This window comes from Nocardia sp. NPDC024068 (genome assembly GCF_040638875.1).
GTDB lineage: Bacteria > Actinomycetota > Actinomycetes > Mycobacteriales > Mycobacteriaceae > Nocardia.
The window spans coordinates 181,602-199,726 of the sequence record NZ_JBEZYU010000003.1 but is presented as its reverse complement, the minus strand read 5'-3'; the positions used below and the strand labels follow the sequence as shown (position 1 = coordinate 199,726).

Sequence of the window (18,125 nt, the reverse complement as noted above, 5' to 3'; positions counted from 1 at the left end):
CTCCGGATCGAAACGGGCCGACGACGCGCACCTGACCTCAGCGAGGTGTTCCGGCCGGAATTGTTCGCCACGCATCCGTCGCCGGCGCGGGATGATCTTCCAGGTGAACGGTGTCCCCTGGCGACAGGCGTACCGCCTGGTCCCGGCAGACGATATCGATCGGCGGTGCGTCCCCGGGTTCCGAACCTATCTCGACTTCCCTGCCGCCGACTCGCACCATCAGCCGGTGACCCCGGTACAGCATGGGGAACGACAGCGTACCCAGCGTTTTCGGCCAGTAGGGGCAGAAGATCAGCCGGTCACCGCGCACCTCCAGCCCGGTGAAGCAACGCTGGAGCAGGTCGACGCTGCCCGCCATCGCGGCCAGGTGGATTCCTTCGCTGGTGGTCCCACCCTGGATATCGCCCACATCCGATTCGACCACCCGCGCGAAGAATTCCAGGGCGCGTTCCCGGTTGGCACGGGCGAGCACCCAGGAATGCACCAGGGCACTCAAGGTCGAACCGTGCGATGTCCGGGTGAGGTAGTAGTCGATCGTCCGGGGGATCATCTCCCCCGGTAACGCATAGCCGAGGCGCGCGAACAGTTCGCGCAGTTCGTCCGCCGAGAACAGATAGAACAGCATCAGCACATCGGCTTGTTTTCCCGCGCGGTATCGGCCGATATCGTCGCCCTCGGCTTCCAGTATCCGGTCCAGCCGCTGGATATCGCCGTAACGGCGCCGGTAGTGGTCCCAGTCCAGTTCCTGTAGCCGGTCGTAGCCCTCGAACTGGCTGATGACACCGTCGTGGAAGGGCACATACATCCGGTGGGCGACCTCGCGCCAATGCGGTAGTTCCCCGGAAGCCACGCCGAGGCGCTCGAGTAGTTCGGCGCGAGCACGGGGTGCGATCGCCTCGAGCGCTTTGAGTGCGCAGTGGATCGTCCAGGCGGCCATGACATTGGTGTAGGCGTTGTTGTCGACGCCCACTCCCGGTGCGTCCGGGTAACCGGCGTGGAATTCGTCCGGGCCGATCACACCGGTGAGTACGTAGCGATCGAGCCGTGCATCGAAATCGGCCAGTGCCGCCCAGAACCGGGCTGTTTCCACCAGCAACTCGGCGCCGCGCTCGGTGAGGTACTCCAGGTCGCCGGTCGTCTGGTAGTACTGCCAGACGGTATAGGCGACGGCGGCACCCACGTGAAGCGCGCGCCGGCTCGGGTCCGGATTCCACCGGCCCGACAGCGGATTGAGGTGGAGCTGCTGGCTCTCCTCACGCCCGTCGCTTCCGGACTGCCATGGAAACATCGCTCCGACCAGCCCGGCCGCGGCGGCCGCCCGGCGGGCTTCGGGTAGGCGCCGGTAGCGGTAGCGCAGCAGCGACCGGGTCAGCCCCGGAAATCGTGGCGTCAGGACGGGTAGCACGAACAGCTCGTCCCAGAAGACATGGCCGCGATAGGCCTCGCCGTGCAGGCCGCGCGCGGGAACTCCGGCATCCAGGTCGGCAGTGTTCGGCGACAGTGTCTGGAGTAGATGGAGAAGATGCAGGCGCAGCGTTCGCACCGAGCCGTGGTCGTCGAGGTCGATGCGCATACGTCCCCAGATCCGATCCCAGGCAGCGGCGTGTCCGGCGAACAAGGTTTCGTAGTCCTGCGCAGTCTCGAGCCGCCGGGCCGCCTCGTCATCGGGGCCGGCCGAGGCGTGATCACGACCTGTGCACACCACCACCGTTTTCTCCAGGACGACCGGATCACCCTCGCGGACTTCGACGCTGAAGTCGTGGCCGATAGATCTTTCCCCGCATACGGTCTCCGGCGGTGCGGCCCTGCCGGATCGCAGGATATTGCGGATCACAATGGTTATCGGTACCAGCGAATTGCTGGTCTGTGTCGCCAGCAGCGCCGAATCGCCGGACAGCCGGGTGGTGCGCACCGCTCCCAGATGGGTACCGGACAGGTCGCGGTAACGCTCGACGAGGCTGTTGGTCACCGATCCGTCCACCGTCGAGCGGAGGTACAGCGCCCCGGTCCAGTTCTCGGCGGTGATCGTGGTGGCGAGTGCGGCCAGGTGGGGCCGGTGGACGGCGACGAAACGCCGCTGCTCCACTCTGGTGATGCGCCCGGTGTCGTCGCGGAACCGGAACCGCCGGGTCAGCTCGGCGCGGCGGATATCCAATCGCTGGTGATAGTCCAGCAGGTCCGCGGAGTCGAGTTCGAACCAGCCGCCGTCGGATATCCGGAAGGTGACCGGCAGCCAGTTCGGCACATTCACCAGGCTCTCGTTATCGATCTCCTGCCCCGCCACACAGTCACGGAGCCGGTTGTAGAGGCCGGCGACGTAGGTTCCGGGGTAGTGCGATTCACCTGCTCGGCATTCCGGCGCCGCCCCGCGGGTGGCGAAGTAGCCGTTGCCCAGGGTGCACAACGCCTCCCGGAGCTTCTCCCGCCCCGGCTCGTAGCCCTCGTGGACCAGTGACCAGGTCTCCGCCTCGGTGCCGGCCGGCGCGGCGCGCACGAGATGCACCAGTCGCTTCAGGAAACTACCGACCCGGCGTGGCCCGGCCAGCGAGTAGCGGGCGGCGGTATACCTGTCGGTGTTCTCCACATCGTGCACGACCAGGGCGACCCCGTCCGGCTCGATCGCGTCGAAGGCATCCTCGTCGGTCACATCGTCGCCGAGGTATACCGGAAGTGCGGCGCCATCGAGATGCTGCAGAATCCAGCGCACCGCGTCGCCTTTGTCCCAGTCGACGTCCGGCCGCAACTCGACGACTTTGCGACCGGTGCTCACCCGCAGGCCGGCGGCACGCCCGGTGTCGCGCACCGTGGCCATCACCTGTTCGGCCGCCTCGGCGCCGGCGGTGCGGAAGTGCACGGCGACCGCGAACCGCTTGTGCTCGACCGCTACACCCGGGATATCCCGCAATCGCGACCTCAGGTGTTCGGCGGCATCGGCCAGGGCTGTTTCGACGCCGGGCACCACATCGTGCACATGCCGGGTACCGTCGGGGGCCATCAATTCGAACCCGTGGCTGCCGGCCAGCCAGACCCCGGGTACCGGCATTCGTTCGCGGAGGTCGTCCAGACCGCGGCCGCTGACCACAGCGACCGGGCAGTGATCGGCCAGCTCCGTGAGGGCGGTCGCCGCGCCCTCCACCATCTCGGCGGCGGCCGGGTCGGTGACGATCTCGGCCAGGGTTCCGTCGAAATCCAATAGCACAGCGGGCTTCTCGATACTCAGCAGGTCGGTGATCCGGGGCCAGAACTCGAACGCGTCCGGCACCTCCCCGATACCGCGGAAACCTCCCCGTACCCCTATCCGCACCGCGTCGTCGACGGCCGCGTCGGCGCCCGCGGCCACCAGCCGACCGCCGCGACCGGTCCGCTCGATTCCGATGACCAGCGCGAAACCTCCGGCTCGTCCGGCTGCTACGCCCGCCTCGGCATCCTCGACGACCACCGCCCGGGCCGGAGCGACCTCCAGGCGCGACACCGCCTCACACAGCATCGCGGGATCGGGCTTTCCCGGCAGTCCCAGCTCCGCGGCAACCATCCCGTCGACCCGGACCTCGAAGAGATGAGCGATACCGGCGGCCGCGAGTACCTGCGCGCAGTGCCGGCTGGCCGAGAAGACCCCGGTACGAATTCCCTGGAAGCGGAGCCGGCGCACCAGGGCGACGGTCGAGTCGAATGCCGTCACCCCGTCGCGGGCGAGAATCTCCCGGAAGAGCTTGTCCTTCCGGTTCCCCAAACCGCATATGGTCGCGGCCGAATCCGGATCGGCCGGTTCACCGCGAGGCAGCTGGATATGACGGGCCGCCAGGAAATCCTCGACACCGGAGTAGCGAGGTTTGCCGTCCACGTGTTCCAGGTAATCCGTCTCGGTGAACGGGGACCGGTCCTGGCCCGGACCGGCCGGTCTCGCCGTCAGGAACGCGTCGAATGTCTCGGTCCAGGCGGCCTCGTGTATCGACGCGCTGTCGGTGACCACACCGTCCATATCGAAGATCACCGCGTCGTATCGGCGGGTGTCGATCCGCGGCGCCGGATCGTGGGCCGCCGGCACCGGGTCCACCTCCGGACCGTGCTGGAGCATTCGACCTCCTCCGCAGTCCGACGTCCCCGCCCTGAACGCCGCGGGCTCGCCGCAGGCCGTGGGCGGTCATCCGCGGACCTGTTCGCACGTATCGTCGCGCACCCGCCCCCGCCGGCGGGAGTGCCGAAAGTCCTTGCCGACGGCATTTCGGACTCCAGCCCGGTCCGGCCCGGCGGGAATACGACCTTGGACTCCTGGACCCGGGACCAAGGTCCGCATCGACGATCCCGCCGGCCTTCTAACGTCGCACTATCGGCACCAGCCGGAACGGTTCCGAAGCCGCGAGCGGACGCGTCGCGGCTTCTCGAGCCGGTGAGCGGGAGGATTCGCCCCAGTGAGCACACACACCGAACCAGCCGTCGTCGTAGGTATCGACGGTTCGTCCGTTTCTCTCGGAGCCCTGCGCTGGGCCGCTCGTGCCGCCGCCCGGTACGGCGTCCCGTTGAACCTGGTCTACGCCGTCGGCGCACCGATCGATTTCGGGCCCGGGCTCGGTGTCGTGGCTTTCGACAATCAAGCGATGCGGGCCGACGGCGAGGCCGTCTGCGCCGCCGCCGAGAAGCTCGCCCGTGAAATCGCCGGCGAACTGGAGATCAGCACAGTCGTCGTCGATCCGGAGCCCGCGCCCACGCTGATCGAGCGATCCCGCGACGCCCGGATGGTCGTCGTCGGCACGCACGGGTACGGCGCCCTGGGGCGGGGGCTCCTCGGCTCGGTGAGCACGGCCCTGGCCCGGCATGCGCACTGCCCGGTCGCGGTCATCCCGGAGAGTTACGCTGAGCACGAGGACGAACGCGCCGGCTTGCCCGTGGTCGTCGGAGTGGACGGCTCCGCGCGCGGTGCGGAGGCTGTCGAGATCGCTTTCGAGGAGGCCTGCCTCCACGGGGTCGCTCTCGTGGCGGTCACCACGTGGTCGGAATTCTTCCGATACGTCTCCCGCGCCGAGATGCAGGAGCAAGCCCGCGCGGTCCAGGCCGAAAGCCTGGCCGGTTACGCGGAGCGGTATCCCGATGTGCCCGTCAGCCATGTCGTCGTCGAGGAACGGCCCGCGCGGCGCCTGCTGCGTGAGGCCGACGGCGCGCAACTCGTGGTCGTCGGTAGTCACGGCCGTGGTGGTTTCGCCGGGATGACGCTCGGCTCGACCGGTCAGGCCATGCTCCACGATCTCTCCGTCCCGCTGATCGTCGCCCGGCAGCGAATCTAGCGGGCAATTCGTCAGTGCGGCAGGCCGTTGCGGCTCCACGACGGTCTGCCCGGCCCGGATCGGTGCCGAGCGGCGCCCGGCACCGTTCAGGGCACCAGGACCGCGGCCCCGTCGAAACGTCCGTGCGACAGATCCGACAGAGCTCGATCGGCGCGATCCAACGAGTACGGATGTGTCGTGACCCGCAACCGGTGCTCTTGTGCGAAGGCCAGGAATTCACGCGCATCGACCCGGGTATTGGACGTGACACTGCGGAGCTGCCGTTCCCGGAACAGGTGGCGCTGGTAGTTGAGCGGGGGAATATCGGTGAGGTGAATCCCCGCGAGCGCCAGTGTGCCTCCCGCGCCCAGCGCCTCCAGCGCGTGGGGCACCAACTCTCCCACCGGCGCGAAGAGGATCGCCGAATCCAGCTGTTCCGGCGGCGGGTCGGTTGCCCGCTGGACAGAGGAGACTCCGAGCGCCGCGGCCAGCTCACGGGCAGCGGTGCCTCTGGTCATGACGTGGACACGGGCTCCCCGCGCGAGGGCGACCTGGGCCGTGAGATGGGCGCTGCCGCCGAAGCCGTAGATGCCGAGCACGCCCCCGTCCGGCAGTGCCGCCCGGCCGAGGGCTCGGTAGCCGATGATGCCGGCGCACAGCAGCGGTGCCAGCTCGCGGTCGTCGTAGCCGGTCGGCAAGGGCAGCGCGAATTCTGCTGGGACGGTCGTGTATTCGGCGTACCCGCCGTCGGCATCCCAGCCCGTGTAGCGCGAGCCGGGGCACAGGTTCTCCGCGCCGCGCCGGCAGAACTCGCATATTCCGCAGGTATGGCGCAGCCACGGGATCCCGATGCGGTCCCCCACCGCGAACCCGGTGTGATCCGTGTGGTCGGTATCGAGGACTTCCGCGACGATCTCGTGGCCGGGTACGACATGCCGGCGATGGACCGGTAGATCGCCCTCCACCACGTGGAGGTCGGTCCGGCACACACCGCACGCCAAGACCCGGGCCAGCAGCTCGCCGGGCCCCGGCTCCGGAACCGGCTCGTGGCACGCGCCGAGCGGACTCCGGTCGATACTGCCCGCAGAGCCCACCCGCCAAGCTCGCATGACCGCGGGCACTGCCCGCGCACGGTTCACACCGCGACCTCCTCGATCATTCTCGTACCGGAGACCAGGGTGGGTTCCATGCCGAGCACCGCCCCGGCCGGATCGCCCCAGGTGCCGAGCCTGCGTGCGTACTCTGCCGCCAGTTCACCGGCGGCGATGGCATGGGCCGGACCGATGACCAGCACCGACCATCCGGTCCTTCGCGCCGGGTCGATATCGTCGGCTTGGTAGGCGACGATCACCGACCGCCCCGATGCCGGAACCAGCCCGGCGGACAGGCGAGTACAAAAGATGATCGACCCGTCCGCACCGATCAAATGGTTCACCGGGCGCACCGCGGGTAGCGCGTCGTGGGTGAACACGATCCGCCCGAACGGGGCGGCCGCGAGCAATCGCAAAGCCTCCGCCCGCTCGATTCCCACGGTCAGCCGCGTACCGGCGCCGTGGGCAGGGGTCCTCTCCGAACCTGGCACCTGTGTCACCGCTTCCTCGCTCGGCCCATATCTCGATAGCACCATCGAGCCGTGACTCAGGACAGGGTCGAATTCCCTTTCCGTAGCGCAGGAGGTCCTGATCTGAGCGGCCGCCACGCAAAGACACGAGAGGGGCGAGAATGCAGTTCGGTCGCGGCGAGGCGTCACCGCAACAAGCCGAAGGTCCTCTTCGCGATGGTCGCGTGGCACTGTGCATTCGGCGTGGCGGTTCGTAGCGTCGAGATCATCGGGTGATCCGGCACCTGATCCCCTGTCGGATGCGTCGTTCCGCCGAAGGAGGCAGGTCCTTCGCTTTTCGCACATCGGTCGGGGCACTCACCGGGGATATGTACTGCCGCACCTCGGCCCGGCGTCACGGAGGCGAAGTATGCGCTACCAGGTCAGCGTGGACGAATCCGGCCCGCACACTGTGTCTCGTACCGATCGGCCCACCACGCACGACCTACCACGGTGACTTCCGCCGAGGCGGTACGACCGGTGTCGAATTCGAGCTGCCGGTCGCCGGGCCGGCCGGGGACACCGACCTCGACTTCACCATCCGCCGCACCGAACAGCAGTCCTTCGCACACACCTGCCACCACGGTGATTACGCCGGCATCGCCGCGGCCTACCAGGCGATCGACCGCTGGATCCAGGACTCCGGCCGCCGCGCCACCGGTCCGCCCACCGAGATCTACCACGTGGCACCGGATGAGACTGTTGCTCCCGCCGAGCTGCTCACCGAGATCCGCGTTCCGGTCACCTCGGTCGTCCTGGCTGTCCGGGTCCACGGCCCGGTCGCGACCATTGTCGACACAACCCGCGAGATCTTGCGTGATCAGGGCTTCGAAGTCGTCGGCGAGTTGGACGTCGCGGAGGCGATGACCGCGCGATCGGGGAACGAGTTCGCGAGCTGTTCGATCATCGTCGCCTACCACCCCGGCCTCGCCCTCCGAATGATGGAGGCTGTCGGTGCGATCGCACCACTGCTGCCCTGCTCCATAAGCCTGCGAGCAGACGGCGCGCTCACCGTCGTCGAAACGACGGACCCGGGCCTGGTCCTTGAACGAGGCGACCTCGGCGCATCGGAACCGACGGGGCGCGAGATGAGGCAACGACTGGAAGCCCTGCTGCGAACCCTCGCGGACCGGTGCGCGGCCGACGACGAAGTACCGGGCGCTGCCTCACGGGCTACAGCACAAGCCCCGGGTCGAGCACAAGTTCGAGGTGACAGGTGATCAGCGAACAGTTCGCCTCCTGACCGACCGGATCGAGCGACCCTGGACCGCTCAGCCACAGCGGCACCCCATCGGATTCCGACGCCACCGAACGGCACACCGGAGCTCCGGACCGGACAAGGGGTCTTTGGTCCCGGAAAGCGAGGCCCTCTATCACCGCACGACCGCCTTCTCACTCCGTACTCTGTAACGACCTGTACCTGAGAGAAGGTGGGTCCATGATCAAGGTGTTCTTGGTCGACGACCACGAGATCGTGCGCCGCGGAGTGGCGGATCTGATCGAGTCCGAACCGGATATGGAAGTCATCGGCGAGGCCGCCAACGCGTCCCAGGCGCTGGCCCGTATTCCGGCCCTGCGACCCGATGTCGCCGTCCTCGATGTGCGGCTGCCCGACGGCAACGGTATCGAACTGTGCCGGGAACTACTCTCGGCCGGCCGAGACCTGCGCTGCCTCATGCTGACCTCGTTCACCGACGAGCAGGCCATGCTGGACGCCATCCTGGCCGGAGCGAGCGGCTACGTCGTCAAGGACATCACCAGCCTCGACCTGACCAACGCGATCCGGCAGGTCGGCGCCGGCAAATCGCTGCTGGACAATCGCGCCGCGGCCACACTCATGGCGAAGTTCCGGGCCGAGGCCGAAGCCGCCACCGGACCGCTGGCCGGCCTGACCGACCAGGAACGCACCCTGCTCGCGCTGCTCGGTGAGGGTCTCACCAACCGGCAGATCGCCGGCCGGATGTTCCTGGCGGAGAAAACGGTGAAGAACTACGTATCGCGATTGCTGACCAAACTCGGGGTCGAACGCCGGACGCAGGCCGCCGTGATCGCGTCGAAGATGACCCAGCCCGACAAGAAGGTGTAGCTCCGGTCACGCCCGCCGGCCTGGTTGATGCTGCTCACGCATTGGCCGGGGCCGGAGACGGTGGAAGAATGCACTTCATGAGGCGGCGGGTTTCCCCGACCAGCGATCGGCCAGCGGTCACCGAAACGCTGTCCCAGCTGCGGCTGCGTGAACTACTCGACGAGGTCCAGGACCGTATCGCCCAGATCGTCGATGTACGCGACCGGATGGACCGCCTCATGGAGGCGATGCTGTCCATCACCGCCGGCCTCGACCTGGACGACACCCTGCGGTCCATCGTGCACACGGCCATCGAACTGGTGGACGCCGGCTACGGCGCACTCGGCGTCTACGGAACCGACCGGGCGAAAGATCAGTTGGCCCAGTTCATCTACGAAGGCATCGACGACCACACCCGCGCCCTGATCGGCGACCTCCCCCGCGGGCACGGTGTGCTGGGACTGCTGATCCAGGCCCCCGAGCCCATTCGCCTCCCCAATATTTCGGGCCACCCCGCTTCCGTCGGCTTCCCGGCGCACCATCCCCCCATGCACAGCTTCCTCGGAGTACCGGTGAAGGTCCGCGACGAAGTATTCGGCAACCTCTACCTCACCGAGAAGATCGGCGCCCAGGAATTCACCGTGGACGACGAGGTAGTGGTGCAAGCACTCGCCGCGGCCGCCGGTATCGCCATCGAGAACGCCCGGCTCTACGAACGTTCACAGGTGCGCCACCGCTGGCTGGAAGCGACCCGGGACGTCGCCACCGACCTACTCGCGGGAGGCACACCACGGGAGATACTGGAGCTCGTCACCGAACGAGCTCTGACACTCACCGGAGCTGCCTGCACCTTCGTGGCACTCCCGGAAGATCCCGACCTGCCCTGCCGAGATGTCGGTCAACTGTCCATCGCCGCTGCCGCGGGCGAGCGAGCCGATGACCTACGCGAACAATGCCTCCCCCTGCACAGATCTCGAGCCGATCAGGTGTTCCGGCACGGTCGGACGGTCACCCTCGACCGCCTTCCCGACGACTTCCTACCGGATACGAACACCGATTGGGGGCCCGCACTCGTCCTTCCGCTCGTGGTCGGTGATGAGGTCATCGGGCTCCTCACCGCCGTACAGCCCGCCGACGGCCACCCCCTCGACCCCGCGGTCCAGGCGATGATGTCGGTTATCGCCAACCAGGCCGCGCTGGCGCTGCAACTCGCGGAGACCCAGCAGCGGATGCGGGAGCTCGATGTGGTGGCCGACCGCGACCGGATTGCCCGCGATCTGCACGACCACGTTATTCAGAGATTGTTCGCCGTCGGCCTCGGCCTCCAGGGCACCCTCCAGCGCGCACGCAGTCCGGAAGTGAAGGCACGGCTCGGCGACACGATCGAAGACCTGCAATCCATCGTGCAGGAGATCCGCCACTCGATCTTCGATCTGCACAGTACCGCGGCCGTGACATCGACCGACCAACGCAAGCACCTGCACAACGTCGTCACCGAACTGACCGCCGAAACGGATCTGCGCACCACCATCCGACTCGCCGGACCCCTCACTGTGCTGATGCCGCCCCTGTCCGACGATGTGGAAGCCGCACTACGCGAGGCGGTCAGCAACGTGGTCCGGCATGCGCACGCCACCACCCTTTCGGTCGAGTTGCGCGTGAACGACACGGTCACACTCGAGGTCACCGACGATGGAATCGGCCTGGCGCCCGAAATCGACCGGCGCAGCGGGCTGGCCAATCTGACCGCCCGCGCGCAACGAGCGGGCGGCAGCTGCCGGATCACCGGCAACCCGACCGGAGGAACCGTCCTGCACTGGAGTGCCCCTCTTCCCTGATACCTCCGGAATCGGCGGACCACGCGGGTCGACAGCGCCGAGGCACCCGCTCTCGCCGGGCCTTCGGCCCTGTCCGGTCGCCTCCGTGTGGACTGGGGCGTCGACGACGCCGTGCGATACCGGCGCCGACGTAGGAAAGCGCGGAACGCGCAGACGATCCGAGCTGGTCGTCAGGTGGTTGTCATGGCGAGGATATCGCGAAGAGGCAACCGAGGAGTCCGCTCTGCGGGGCGGTCCTGCGGCGGCGGGGCACCGACCCGGACCAGGACTTGCGGTGACCGGTGCTCGCCTCCGATCAGTTCCCGGACCACCTCGCGGCTGCGTGGTACCTCCGTCAGATGAGTGAGCGGACAGGTCGCGTATCCGGCGAGCGTCGATTCCAGCAGCACCGTCGACAACACCTCACCACAGCGCACCACCTCGTCGTGGCTGTCGGAGGTGGTGGACAGGGCCAGTATGGCGGCGCGGTCGATCTCGGGACCCTCCTCCGGTTCGGATTCGGCTCCGCGGGTCGGGAATCGCCGGCCGACACCGACCCGTCCCTGTTCGCCGGAGGACGCCAGCGCGCTTCGGGGAACTCCCGCTGCACTGATCACATGTCCTGTCCACCAATGCAATTCGGCGTGATAGCCCGAGTCGTAGCGGCGCAGCGCCGCTGTCATCCGCGCGGCGTGCGCCAACGCGGCCCGACTCTCCTCGGGCAGCACGTCCACAGCAGCGTCATAAGGATCGACAGTGGATCTCAGCACTGTTTCGAAATCGGACCAGCCTTCGGGCGCGCCGAACGACCTCCGGTCGGTGTAGCGCCGGTTGATCACCTCACCGCGGGCGAGCTCCGCCTCGGTGACGATCGGCGAGCGATGGAACGTGATGTCCACCAGGTGGTTCCGTGCATTCGGATCGGGGAAGCGGGCGACCGACAGCTGCCACCCCGCCGCCGCCATCGCCGCCCGAAGATGCGCCAGTGCGGCGCCGCAGCTGATCAGCATCTGCCGGCCGCTGGGATCTGTCGCCGGCAGCATCCGTTCGGGCACCGCGTACAGGCGCAATACCCGTCCGTCATATCGCCACAGCCAAGGCTGGCTGTTGTGCAGCGAGGGGGCTCTCCCAGCGAGCAGGACAGCCCGTTCGACCGTCGTATCACTGGGCCCGTCTGTCATAGTCACGACGCTATACACACATTCAGGGCCCGCCAGGAGTCTTTGGTCCCCGATCCACATGCCGGGTGGCCACGCATCGGCGTTTCGGTCAGGAGCGCAGATCTCGCTGATCGAATCGCAGGAATCCGCACGCGACCATGGCTGCCGAAGCCACAGCGAGGATGGTCGCGTCGTCCCATTGCATCCCGTGCCGCAGGGGTTCGCCGCCGATGTAGTAGTGGAACGGCGACAGGTACTTCAGCCAATCGGCGCCGATCACCCCGGCGAGGTTGCCCGCGATGTAGGTGAGTACCCCGATACCCACCGAGATACCCAGCACCTGGCCGCGTTTGCCGAGCGCGGCCCCCAACCCGATGGCCAGTGCGCCGAAGGTGATGCCCAGCAGCGCCAGGTGCGCACACTGGGCCGCGAATTCGCCGATTCCGATCGACTCGAGATCGGCCGTGGAGCGCACCGCGAGCATGCCGAGAAATACCAGCACCGCGATCGCGGTAGCACCGGTGACCAGGCCGGCGAAACGTTGTACGGCGAGCCGGATGCGGCCGACCGGGTGGGCGAGCAGCAGGTCCAGGTAGCCGGTTTCCTCGTCTCCGGCGACGGCCCGGGCGCCGAAGGTCACGCCGAAGGCCATCACCAGCAGCGGAAGTAGCAAACCGAAGACGGTGGAGCCCAGATATCCTGCGGCCGAGCCCATATCGTCCATGCGCAGGGCCTCGCGCATCGCTTCGGGGTAATTCTGCACGGTGTCGGCCATACCGCCTTCGGAGACCTGCGGGTAGAAGGCGGCGTACATCAATCCGACCACTGCCGTGCCGATCGACCAGGCGAGCAGACCGCGCCGGTTGTCGATAAGGGTCCGGATGTAGATATCAGGCAGCATCGGCTTCTCCGGTGTAGTAGCTGTGGAACAGGTCTTCGAGCGCGGGCTCGGTGACCAGCAGTCCCGCGACGTGGTGCCCCGCGAGGGCGCGTAGCAGAGCGTCCGGACTGCCGGTCACCTGGCAGCGCAGGGTCGCGCCTTCGGTCCGGACCTCGGCGACACCGGCCAGCGAGGCGAATTCGGCCGGGTCGACCGGCCGGCCGAAGGTGACTTCGACGGCACGGACGGCGTCGGCGCGCAGGCCCGCGACGGTGTCGAGGGCGACGAGGCGGCCTTCGCGGATGATGGCGACCCGGTCGGCGACGGCTTCGACCTCGCTCATGATGTGGCTGGACATGAACACCGTCTGCCCGGCTGCCGCGGCTTCGGCGACCATGTCCAGGAAGGTCTGCTGAGCCAGAGGGTCCAGCCCCGAAGTGGGTTCGTCCAGGATGAGCAGCTCGGGTTCGTGCATGAACGCCTGCACCAGCCCGACCTTCTGCCGGTTGCCCTTCGACAGGGCCGCGATCTGTTTGTGCTGATCCAACTCCAGCCGCTCGCACAGCGCATCGATGTGGTCCGCGCCCGCTCCGCTCCGCAGGGCGGCAAGAAACCGCAGCGCCGCGCCGACGCGCTGCCGGCCGGGAGCGACGAAATCACCGGCGAGATAACCGATCCGCGCATGTAGCGCGACGGCGTCGGCGCGCGGGTCCAGTCCGAGAACCCGTGCCGTGCCGCTGGTGGGCCGGATCAGGTCCAGCAGCAATCGGATCGTGGTGGATTTCCCGGCGCCGTTGGGACCCAGATAGCCGAACACTTCCCCTCGCTCCACGGACAGTGACAGTTCGGCCAGACCTCGCGCCGAGCCGTAGGTCTTCGTGAGCCCGTTCAGCTCGATTGCTTTCACCATGGGACAGAAAGTATCGACTTTTCAGAGATTTGTAAATATTCAGAATACTCGCAGTTCTGGTACCTTACGCGGTGTGGGAACCAACGAGAGATTGCGAGAAGCAGCGGAGAAACTGGCCCTGACCCTGTCGGCGGGCGGCGGGATGCAACGGTCGACCGCGCGCGTACTGACAGCACTGCTCTACACCGAACAGGACACCATGACCGCCGCCGACCTGTGCGCGGACCTGTCGATCAGTTCCGGTGCAGTTTCGACCGCGATAAAGCATCTGATACCGGTCGGGCTGATCGAACGCGTACCCGCGCCCGGAAGTCGCCGCGACCACTACCGGTTCCGCAGCGGCGCGTGGGCGGCATTGATGTCGCAGCAGAACATGCTGCTGGCCACCATGCGCGATTCGGCCCAGGAAGGCATAGACGCCACCGGCGCGGACACCGCCACCGCCCGGCGCCTGCACGAAATGCAGGACTTCTACACCTTCATGCTCAACGAACTGGTCCCCTTGATCGACCGATGGCGCGAGCAATACGCCGCTGACCATCCTTCCCCGAATACCTCGCCGTAGCCCGCACGCCTCGGGAATCACAGCGCTCGAGCCGCAGGAAGGAGTGGTTCGGTCCACTGGAGTCACGGGCCTGCGTTTGCCGGCTACCCCGTGGAGAAGATCAAACAATGATTTCCGGCCGCCCGGTCGATGTCCGCCACCATCCCGGAAACCGGGGAAGCCCGTCAGCGACCCGAAGCCCTTCGATCGCCGAAAACTCGGAGACCGTCAGCGGACCGCTGTGGGCAAGGTTTGCCAGGACCGACGCCGCCGGACGCGTCAACGGCCTGCCGGTACCGGGTTGCTCGGCGCGAAGCCGGGAAGGGTTGTTTACCGGGTGTTCGTTTGCGTCCTGAATAGATAGTTGTCAATATCAATGCATGTCTAAGTCGCAGCTGCCGTTGACGCCGGTCGAAGCATGTAACCCGTCTCCGCGGGTGCGGGAGCCGTTGTCCGCGGAGACCGCGGTGGAGTTGGCGGTGGTGTTCAAGGCGTTGTCGGATCCGGTGCGGCTGCGGCTGTTGAGCTCGATCGCCTCGCGGTCCGGGCAGGAGGCCTGTGTGTGCGATCTGTCCGAGGGCATCGATCTGACCCAGCCGACGATCTCTCATCACCTGAAGGTGTTGCGGGGTGCGGGCCTGTTGACCAGTGAGCGCCGGGCATCGTGGGTGTACTACCGGGTCGTCCCGGGAGCCCTGCGACAGCTGTCGGATGCGTTGCTGCTGGAGAGCGGCGCGGCCGCCGAGATGAGCGCGTGAGCACCGGGACCACCACGTCGGGCGACCATCCGGGTGTCGTCGCGAAACTGTCGACGCTGGACCGGTTCCTGCCGGTGTGGATCGGTGTGGCGATGGCCGCCGGACTGCTGCTGGGCCGGCTGATCCCCGGGGTCGGGGACGCGCTGGCGGCAGTGGAGATCGACGGGATCTCGCTGCCGATCGCGGTCGGCCTGCTGGTCATGATGTACCCGGTGCTGGCCAAGGTGCGCTACGACCGCCTCGACACCGTAACCGGTGACCGCCGGCTTCTCATCGGGTCGTTGGCGCTGAACTGGCTGCTCGGGCCGGCGCTGATGTTCGCCCTCGCCTGGCTGCTGTTGCCGGACCTGCCGGAATACCGCACCGGGTTGATCATCGTGGGTTTGGCGCGGTGTATCGCGATGGTCATCATCTGGAATGACCTGGCCTGCGGTGACCGGGAAGCCGCCGCGGTGCTGGTGGCATTGAACTCGATCTTCCAGGTCATCATGTTCGCCGTTCTCGGCTGGTTCTACCTGTCGGTGCTGCCCGGATGGCTGGGCCTGGAGCAGGCCACGATCGACACCTCTCCGTGGGAGATCGCGAAGTCGGTGCTGATCTTCCTCGGTATCCCACTGCTCGCCGGATTTCTGACCCGCCGGTTCGGTGAACGGGCCAAGGGCCGGGACTGGTACGAATCGGTGCTGATCCCGCGAATCGGGCCGTGGGCGCTCTACGGGCTGCTGTTCACCATCGTCGTACTGTTCGCTCTGCAGGGTGACCGCATCACCTCCCAGCCCCTCGATGTCGTGCGGATCGCGGTGCCGCTGCTGGCCTATTTCGCGATCATGTGGGGCGGCGGTTACCTGCTGGGCGCAGTCCTGGGCCTCGGGTACGAGCGCACCACCACACTGGCGTTCACCGCGGCGGGCAACAACTTCGAGCTCGCCATCGCCGTCGCGATCGCCACCTACGGGGCCACTTCCGGCCAGGCCCTCGCCGGTGTGGTGGGCCCATTGATCGAGGTCCCGGTGCTGGTGGCGCTGGTGTATGTGTCGCTGGCACTGCGAAACCGGTTCCGGGTCGGCGGCTCCACCGAAACGGTGACCCGGTGAGCGAAACCCCGACGGTGCTGTTCGTCTGCGTCCACAATGCCGGTCGGTCCCAGATGGCCGCCGGCTTCCTCACCCATCTCGCGAACGGGGCGATCGAAGTCCGCTCCGCGGGTAGCGCACCCGCCGACACTCTGAATCCCGCCGCGGTCGAGGCCATGTCCGAGGCCGGGATCGACATCACCACCCAGGCCCCGAAGATCCTCACCTCCGATGCGGTGCAGGCCTCGGATGTGGTGATCACCATGGGCTGCGGTGACACCTGCCCGGTGTTCCCCGGGGTCAGTTACCGTGACTGGGATCTGCCCGACCCGGCCGGGAAGGATGTGGAAGCGGTGCGCCCGATCCGCGATGAGATCCGGGCCCGGGTCGAAGCGTTGATCTCCGAGTTGGTGCCCAACCGCGCTCGACCGTAGGCAACCGGCTCACGCTGGAGAGTTCGAGCGGGGCCGACGGGATCGGCCGCCGTCGGTACCGCAGCACGCCTGTACTGCCTCACCATCGCTCATCTCGGCGAACACCGGAGCCGCACCGAAATTCTCGGTATCGGCGAGGACCGTGTAGACCTCCCACCGCTCCTGACTCGGGCCGGTCACCCACACCTTGTCCTGGGTGGCGAAGCAGCATGTGGTCGCGATCTGCTCCTCGGTGAACAACCCCGCCTCGGACAGGCGCGCGATCTCGGCATGCACCTTCTCCGAGGATTCGACCTCCACCCCGAGGTGGTTGACGCTGCCGCCCTGACCCGGATTCTCGATCAGCACCAGCTTCAACGGCGGTTCGTCGATCGCGAAATTCGCATACCCCGGCTTGCGCTTCGCGGGCTGCGCGCCGAACAGGGTCGAATAGAACCCGACCGCGGCGTCCAGATCATCGACATTCAGAGCGAGCTGCACACGAGACATGACGACCTCCAGTTATGTTACATATATCGAAGAGCTGATATGGACGAGTGTGCCACCTTTTCGACATATGTCAATTCATTGGATAGGATCGGGACCATGCCCAAAGCGTTGCCGGTCATCGATATGACCGCCCCCGTCTGCTGCGCCCCCGTGGCCGCCGGCCCGGTCGACGACGAAGCAGCCCTGCACGTGGCCCTCCGGCTCAAAGCCCTCGCCGACCCGGTGCGTGTGAAGCTCATGTCGCTACTACTGGCCAGCCCGGTCACCGGCGCGAACGGCAGCGACCTCGCCGCCGCGGTCGGCCTCACCGAATCCACCGTCAGCCACCACCTCGGCCAGCTCCGCAAAGCCGGGCTGGTGCAATCCGAGCGCCACGGCATGAACGTCGTTCATCGCGCCCACCGGGATGCCCTCTCCGCTTTGTGCGTCGTCCTCGACCCGAACTGCTGCCGCTGAAGGCGGCCGGCACCGGGTGATCCCGGATGAGCGATGCCACCACCGGACCGATCCCGTCGTCGCAGCGCAATCCGGTGCCCATGCCGATGACGACCACTCGCGATCTCGTCATCGCCCCACCACGTCGAGTGTCAGGAAGTGCGCCGAACAGGAGATACACGGATCGTGGTTGCGAATCGTTCGCTCACAGAGGGCGGTCAGGGTCGCGTCGGAGAGGTCGAGATCGGCGGCCACCACTCGCCGCAGATCCTCCTCCATCGCCGCCTGATTCTGCGAGGTCGGCGGAATGATCTCGGCGGCGCTCACGAGCCCGTCCACACCGATGTCGTAGCGGTGACAGAGCAGACCGCGTGGCGCCTCGCTCACCCCGTGATCCGTCCCGGCGCGCGGCCGCGCGGGTACCGCCGCGCGAACGGGTCGCCGGTAGCCGGCGATGAGCGTCAACGCCTCTCCCATCGCGTAGACGACCTCCACCGCGCGCACCAGAATGCTCCGGAAAGGATTGCGGCAGGCGCTGCCCAACCCCTCGATGGGATAGCGCTCGGGATGGTAGGCGGCCAGCACTTCACAGTCGAGTTCGGTGTCGGGGAAGTCGAAGCGGGCGATCTGCCGGGCGGTGCGCACCGGAGCGTGAAGGCCGGCGCGTACTAGGTCGTGCCTGCGCCCACCGGCTGCCGAACC

At 67.3% G+C, this 18,125-nt stretch carries 16 protein-coding genes and 1 pseudogene; 9 read left to right on the top strand and 8 right to left on the bottom strand.

Translation table 11 applies throughout. The features are described 5' to 3' along the window. Positions 1-37: 37 nt before the first annotated feature. The gene (gene otsB / locus AB0F41_RS06040; RefSeq protein ID WP_357421598.1) at positions 38-4,075 is read right to left on the bottom strand and encodes a trehalose-phosphatase; all 4,038 of its coding nucleotides are present in this window, start codon (positions 4,073-4,075) and stop codon (positions 38-40) included. 334 nt (positions 4,076-4,409) lie between these two features. On the opposite strand from otsB, the gene AB0F41_RS06035 reads away from it, so the two are divergent. Then, on the top strand, positions 4,410-5,279 hold the full coding sequence (locus AB0F41_RS06035) for a universal stress protein (RefSeq protein WP_357421597.1): 870 nt from the start codon (positions 4,410-4,412) through the stop codon (positions 5,277-5,279). A gap of 86 nt (positions 5,280-5,365) precedes the next feature. Here the strand turns inward: AB0F41_RS06035 and AB0F41_RS06030 are convergent, their stop codons facing one another. Continuing rightward, positions 5,366-6,367 carry a zinc-binding alcohol dehydrogenase family protein gene (locus tag AB0F41_RS06030; RefSeq protein ID WP_357421832.1) on the bottom strand — a complete coding sequence of 334 codons (1,002 nt, stop codon included), beginning with the start codon at positions 6,365-6,367 and terminating at the stop codon, positions 5,366-5,368. A gap of 26 nt (positions 6,368-6,393) precedes the next feature. Continuing rightward, positions 6,394-6,849, bottom strand: a complete 456-nt coding sequence (locus tag AB0F41_RS06025; protein ID WP_357421596.1) for a pyridoxamine 5'-phosphate oxidase family protein — start codon at positions 6,847-6,849, stop codon at positions 6,394-6,396. 338 nt (positions 6,850-7,187) lie between these two features. Here AB0F41_RS06025 and AB0F41_RS06020 point away from each other — a divergent pair, with 338 nt between their 5' ends. The 3 genes from AB0F41_RS06020 (at position 7,188) to AB0F41_RS06010 (ending at position 10,761) form a co-directional block, all read left to right on the top strand. Next, complete coding sequence (locus tag AB0F41_RS06020; protein ID WP_357421595.1) at positions 7,188-8,078, top strand: GyrI-like domain-containing protein; 891 nt, start codon at positions 7,188-7,190, stop codon at positions 8,076-8,078. 218 nt (positions 8,079-8,296) lie between these two features. After that, on the top strand, positions 8,297-8,944 hold the full coding sequence (locus AB0F41_RS06015; protein WP_357421594.1) for a response regulator transcription factor: 648 nt from the start codon (positions 8,297-8,299) through the stop codon (positions 8,942-8,944). A gap of 77 nt (positions 8,945-9,021) precedes the next feature. Then, positions 9,022-10,761 carry a GAF domain-containing sensor histidine kinase gene (locus AB0F41_RS06010; RefSeq protein ID WP_357421593.1) on the top strand — a complete coding sequence of 580 codons (1,740 nt, stop codon included), beginning with the start codon at positions 9,022-9,024 and terminating at the stop codon, positions 10,759-10,761. A 170-nt stretch (positions 10,762-10,931) separates the two neighbouring features. Here AB0F41_RS06010 and AB0F41_RS06005 read toward each other — a convergent pair whose 3' ends face one another. From AB0F41_RS06005 to AB0F41_RS05995, 3 genes are all read right to left on the bottom strand, one after another. Further along, on the bottom strand, positions 10,932-11,921 hold the full coding sequence (locus AB0F41_RS06005) for an NAD(P)H nitroreductase (protein WP_357421592.1): 990 nt from the start codon (positions 11,919-11,921) through the stop codon (positions 10,932-10,934). A gap of 88 nt (positions 11,922-12,009) precedes the next feature. Then, positions 12,010-12,801: an ABC transporter permease subunit gene (locus tag AB0F41_RS06000; RefSeq protein ID WP_357421591.1), complete on the bottom strand. Its 792-nt coding sequence runs from the start codon at positions 12,799-12,801 to the stop codon at positions 12,010-12,012. Next, complete coding sequence (locus AB0F41_RS05995; RefSeq protein ID WP_357421590.1) at positions 12,791-13,690, bottom strand: ABC transporter ATP-binding protein; 900 nt, start codon at positions 13,688-13,690, stop codon at positions 12,791-12,793. Before AB0F41_RS05995 ends, AB0F41_RS06000 begins: the two co-directional genes overlap by 11 nt. A gap of 91 nt (positions 13,691-13,781) precedes the next feature. Between AB0F41_RS05995 and AB0F41_RS05990 the strand changes: the two genes are divergently transcribed. The 4 genes from AB0F41_RS05990 (at position 13,782) to AB0F41_RS05975 (ending at position 16,499) form a co-directional block, all read left to right on the top strand. Further along, positions 13,782-14,255 (top strand): MarR family transcriptional regulator, encoded by a 474-nt coding sequence (locus tag AB0F41_RS05990; protein ID WP_357421831.1) that lies wholly within the window; start codon positions 13,782-13,784, stop codon positions 14,253-14,255. A gap of 359 nt (positions 14,256-14,614) precedes the next feature. After that, a complete protein-coding gene (locus AB0F41_RS05985) occupies positions 14,615-14,992 on the top strand; it encodes a metalloregulator ArsR/SmtB family transcription factor (RefSeq protein ID WP_357421589.1) in 378 nt (125 codons plus the stop codon). Then, entirely contained in the window at positions 14,989-16,086 is a 1,098-nt protein-coding gene (gene arsB / locus AB0F41_RS05980) for an ACR3 family arsenite efflux transporter (protein WP_357421588.1), read from the top strand. The genes AB0F41_RS05985 and arsB overlap by 4 nt, the downstream gene beginning before the upstream one ends. Next, positions 16,083-16,499 carry an arsenate reductase ArsC gene (locus AB0F41_RS05975; RefSeq protein WP_357421587.1) on the top strand — a complete coding sequence of 139 codons (417 nt, stop codon included), beginning with the start codon at positions 16,083-16,085 and terminating at the stop codon, positions 16,497-16,499. The genes arsB and AB0F41_RS05975 overlap by 4 nt, the downstream gene beginning before the upstream one ends. Before the next feature lie 9 nt (positions 16,500-16,508). Here the strand turns inward: AB0F41_RS05975 and AB0F41_RS05970 are convergent, their stop codons facing one another. Beyond that, on the bottom strand, positions 16,509-16,988 hold the full coding sequence (locus AB0F41_RS05970; protein WP_357421586.1) for an ArsI/CadI family heavy metal resistance metalloenzyme: 480 nt from the start codon (positions 16,986-16,988) through the stop codon (positions 16,509-16,511). 96 nt (positions 16,989-17,084) lie between these two features. Here AB0F41_RS05970 and AB0F41_RS05965 point away from each other — a divergent pair, with 96 nt between their 5' ends. Next, positions 17,085-17,444 carry an Rv2640c family ArsR-like transcriptional regulator gene (locus tag AB0F41_RS05965; protein ID WP_357421585.1) on the top strand — a complete coding sequence of 120 codons (360 nt, stop codon included), beginning with the start codon at positions 17,085-17,087 and terminating at the stop codon, positions 17,442-17,444. Positions 17,445-17,552: 108 nt separating this feature from the next. On the opposite strand, the pseudogene AB0F41_RS05960 reads toward AB0F41_RS05965, so the two are convergent. Next, positions 17,553-18,068, bottom strand: a pseudogene (locus AB0F41_RS05960) (hypothetical protein); the annotation flags it as partial. Positions 18,069-18,125 lie beyond the last annotated feature (57 nt).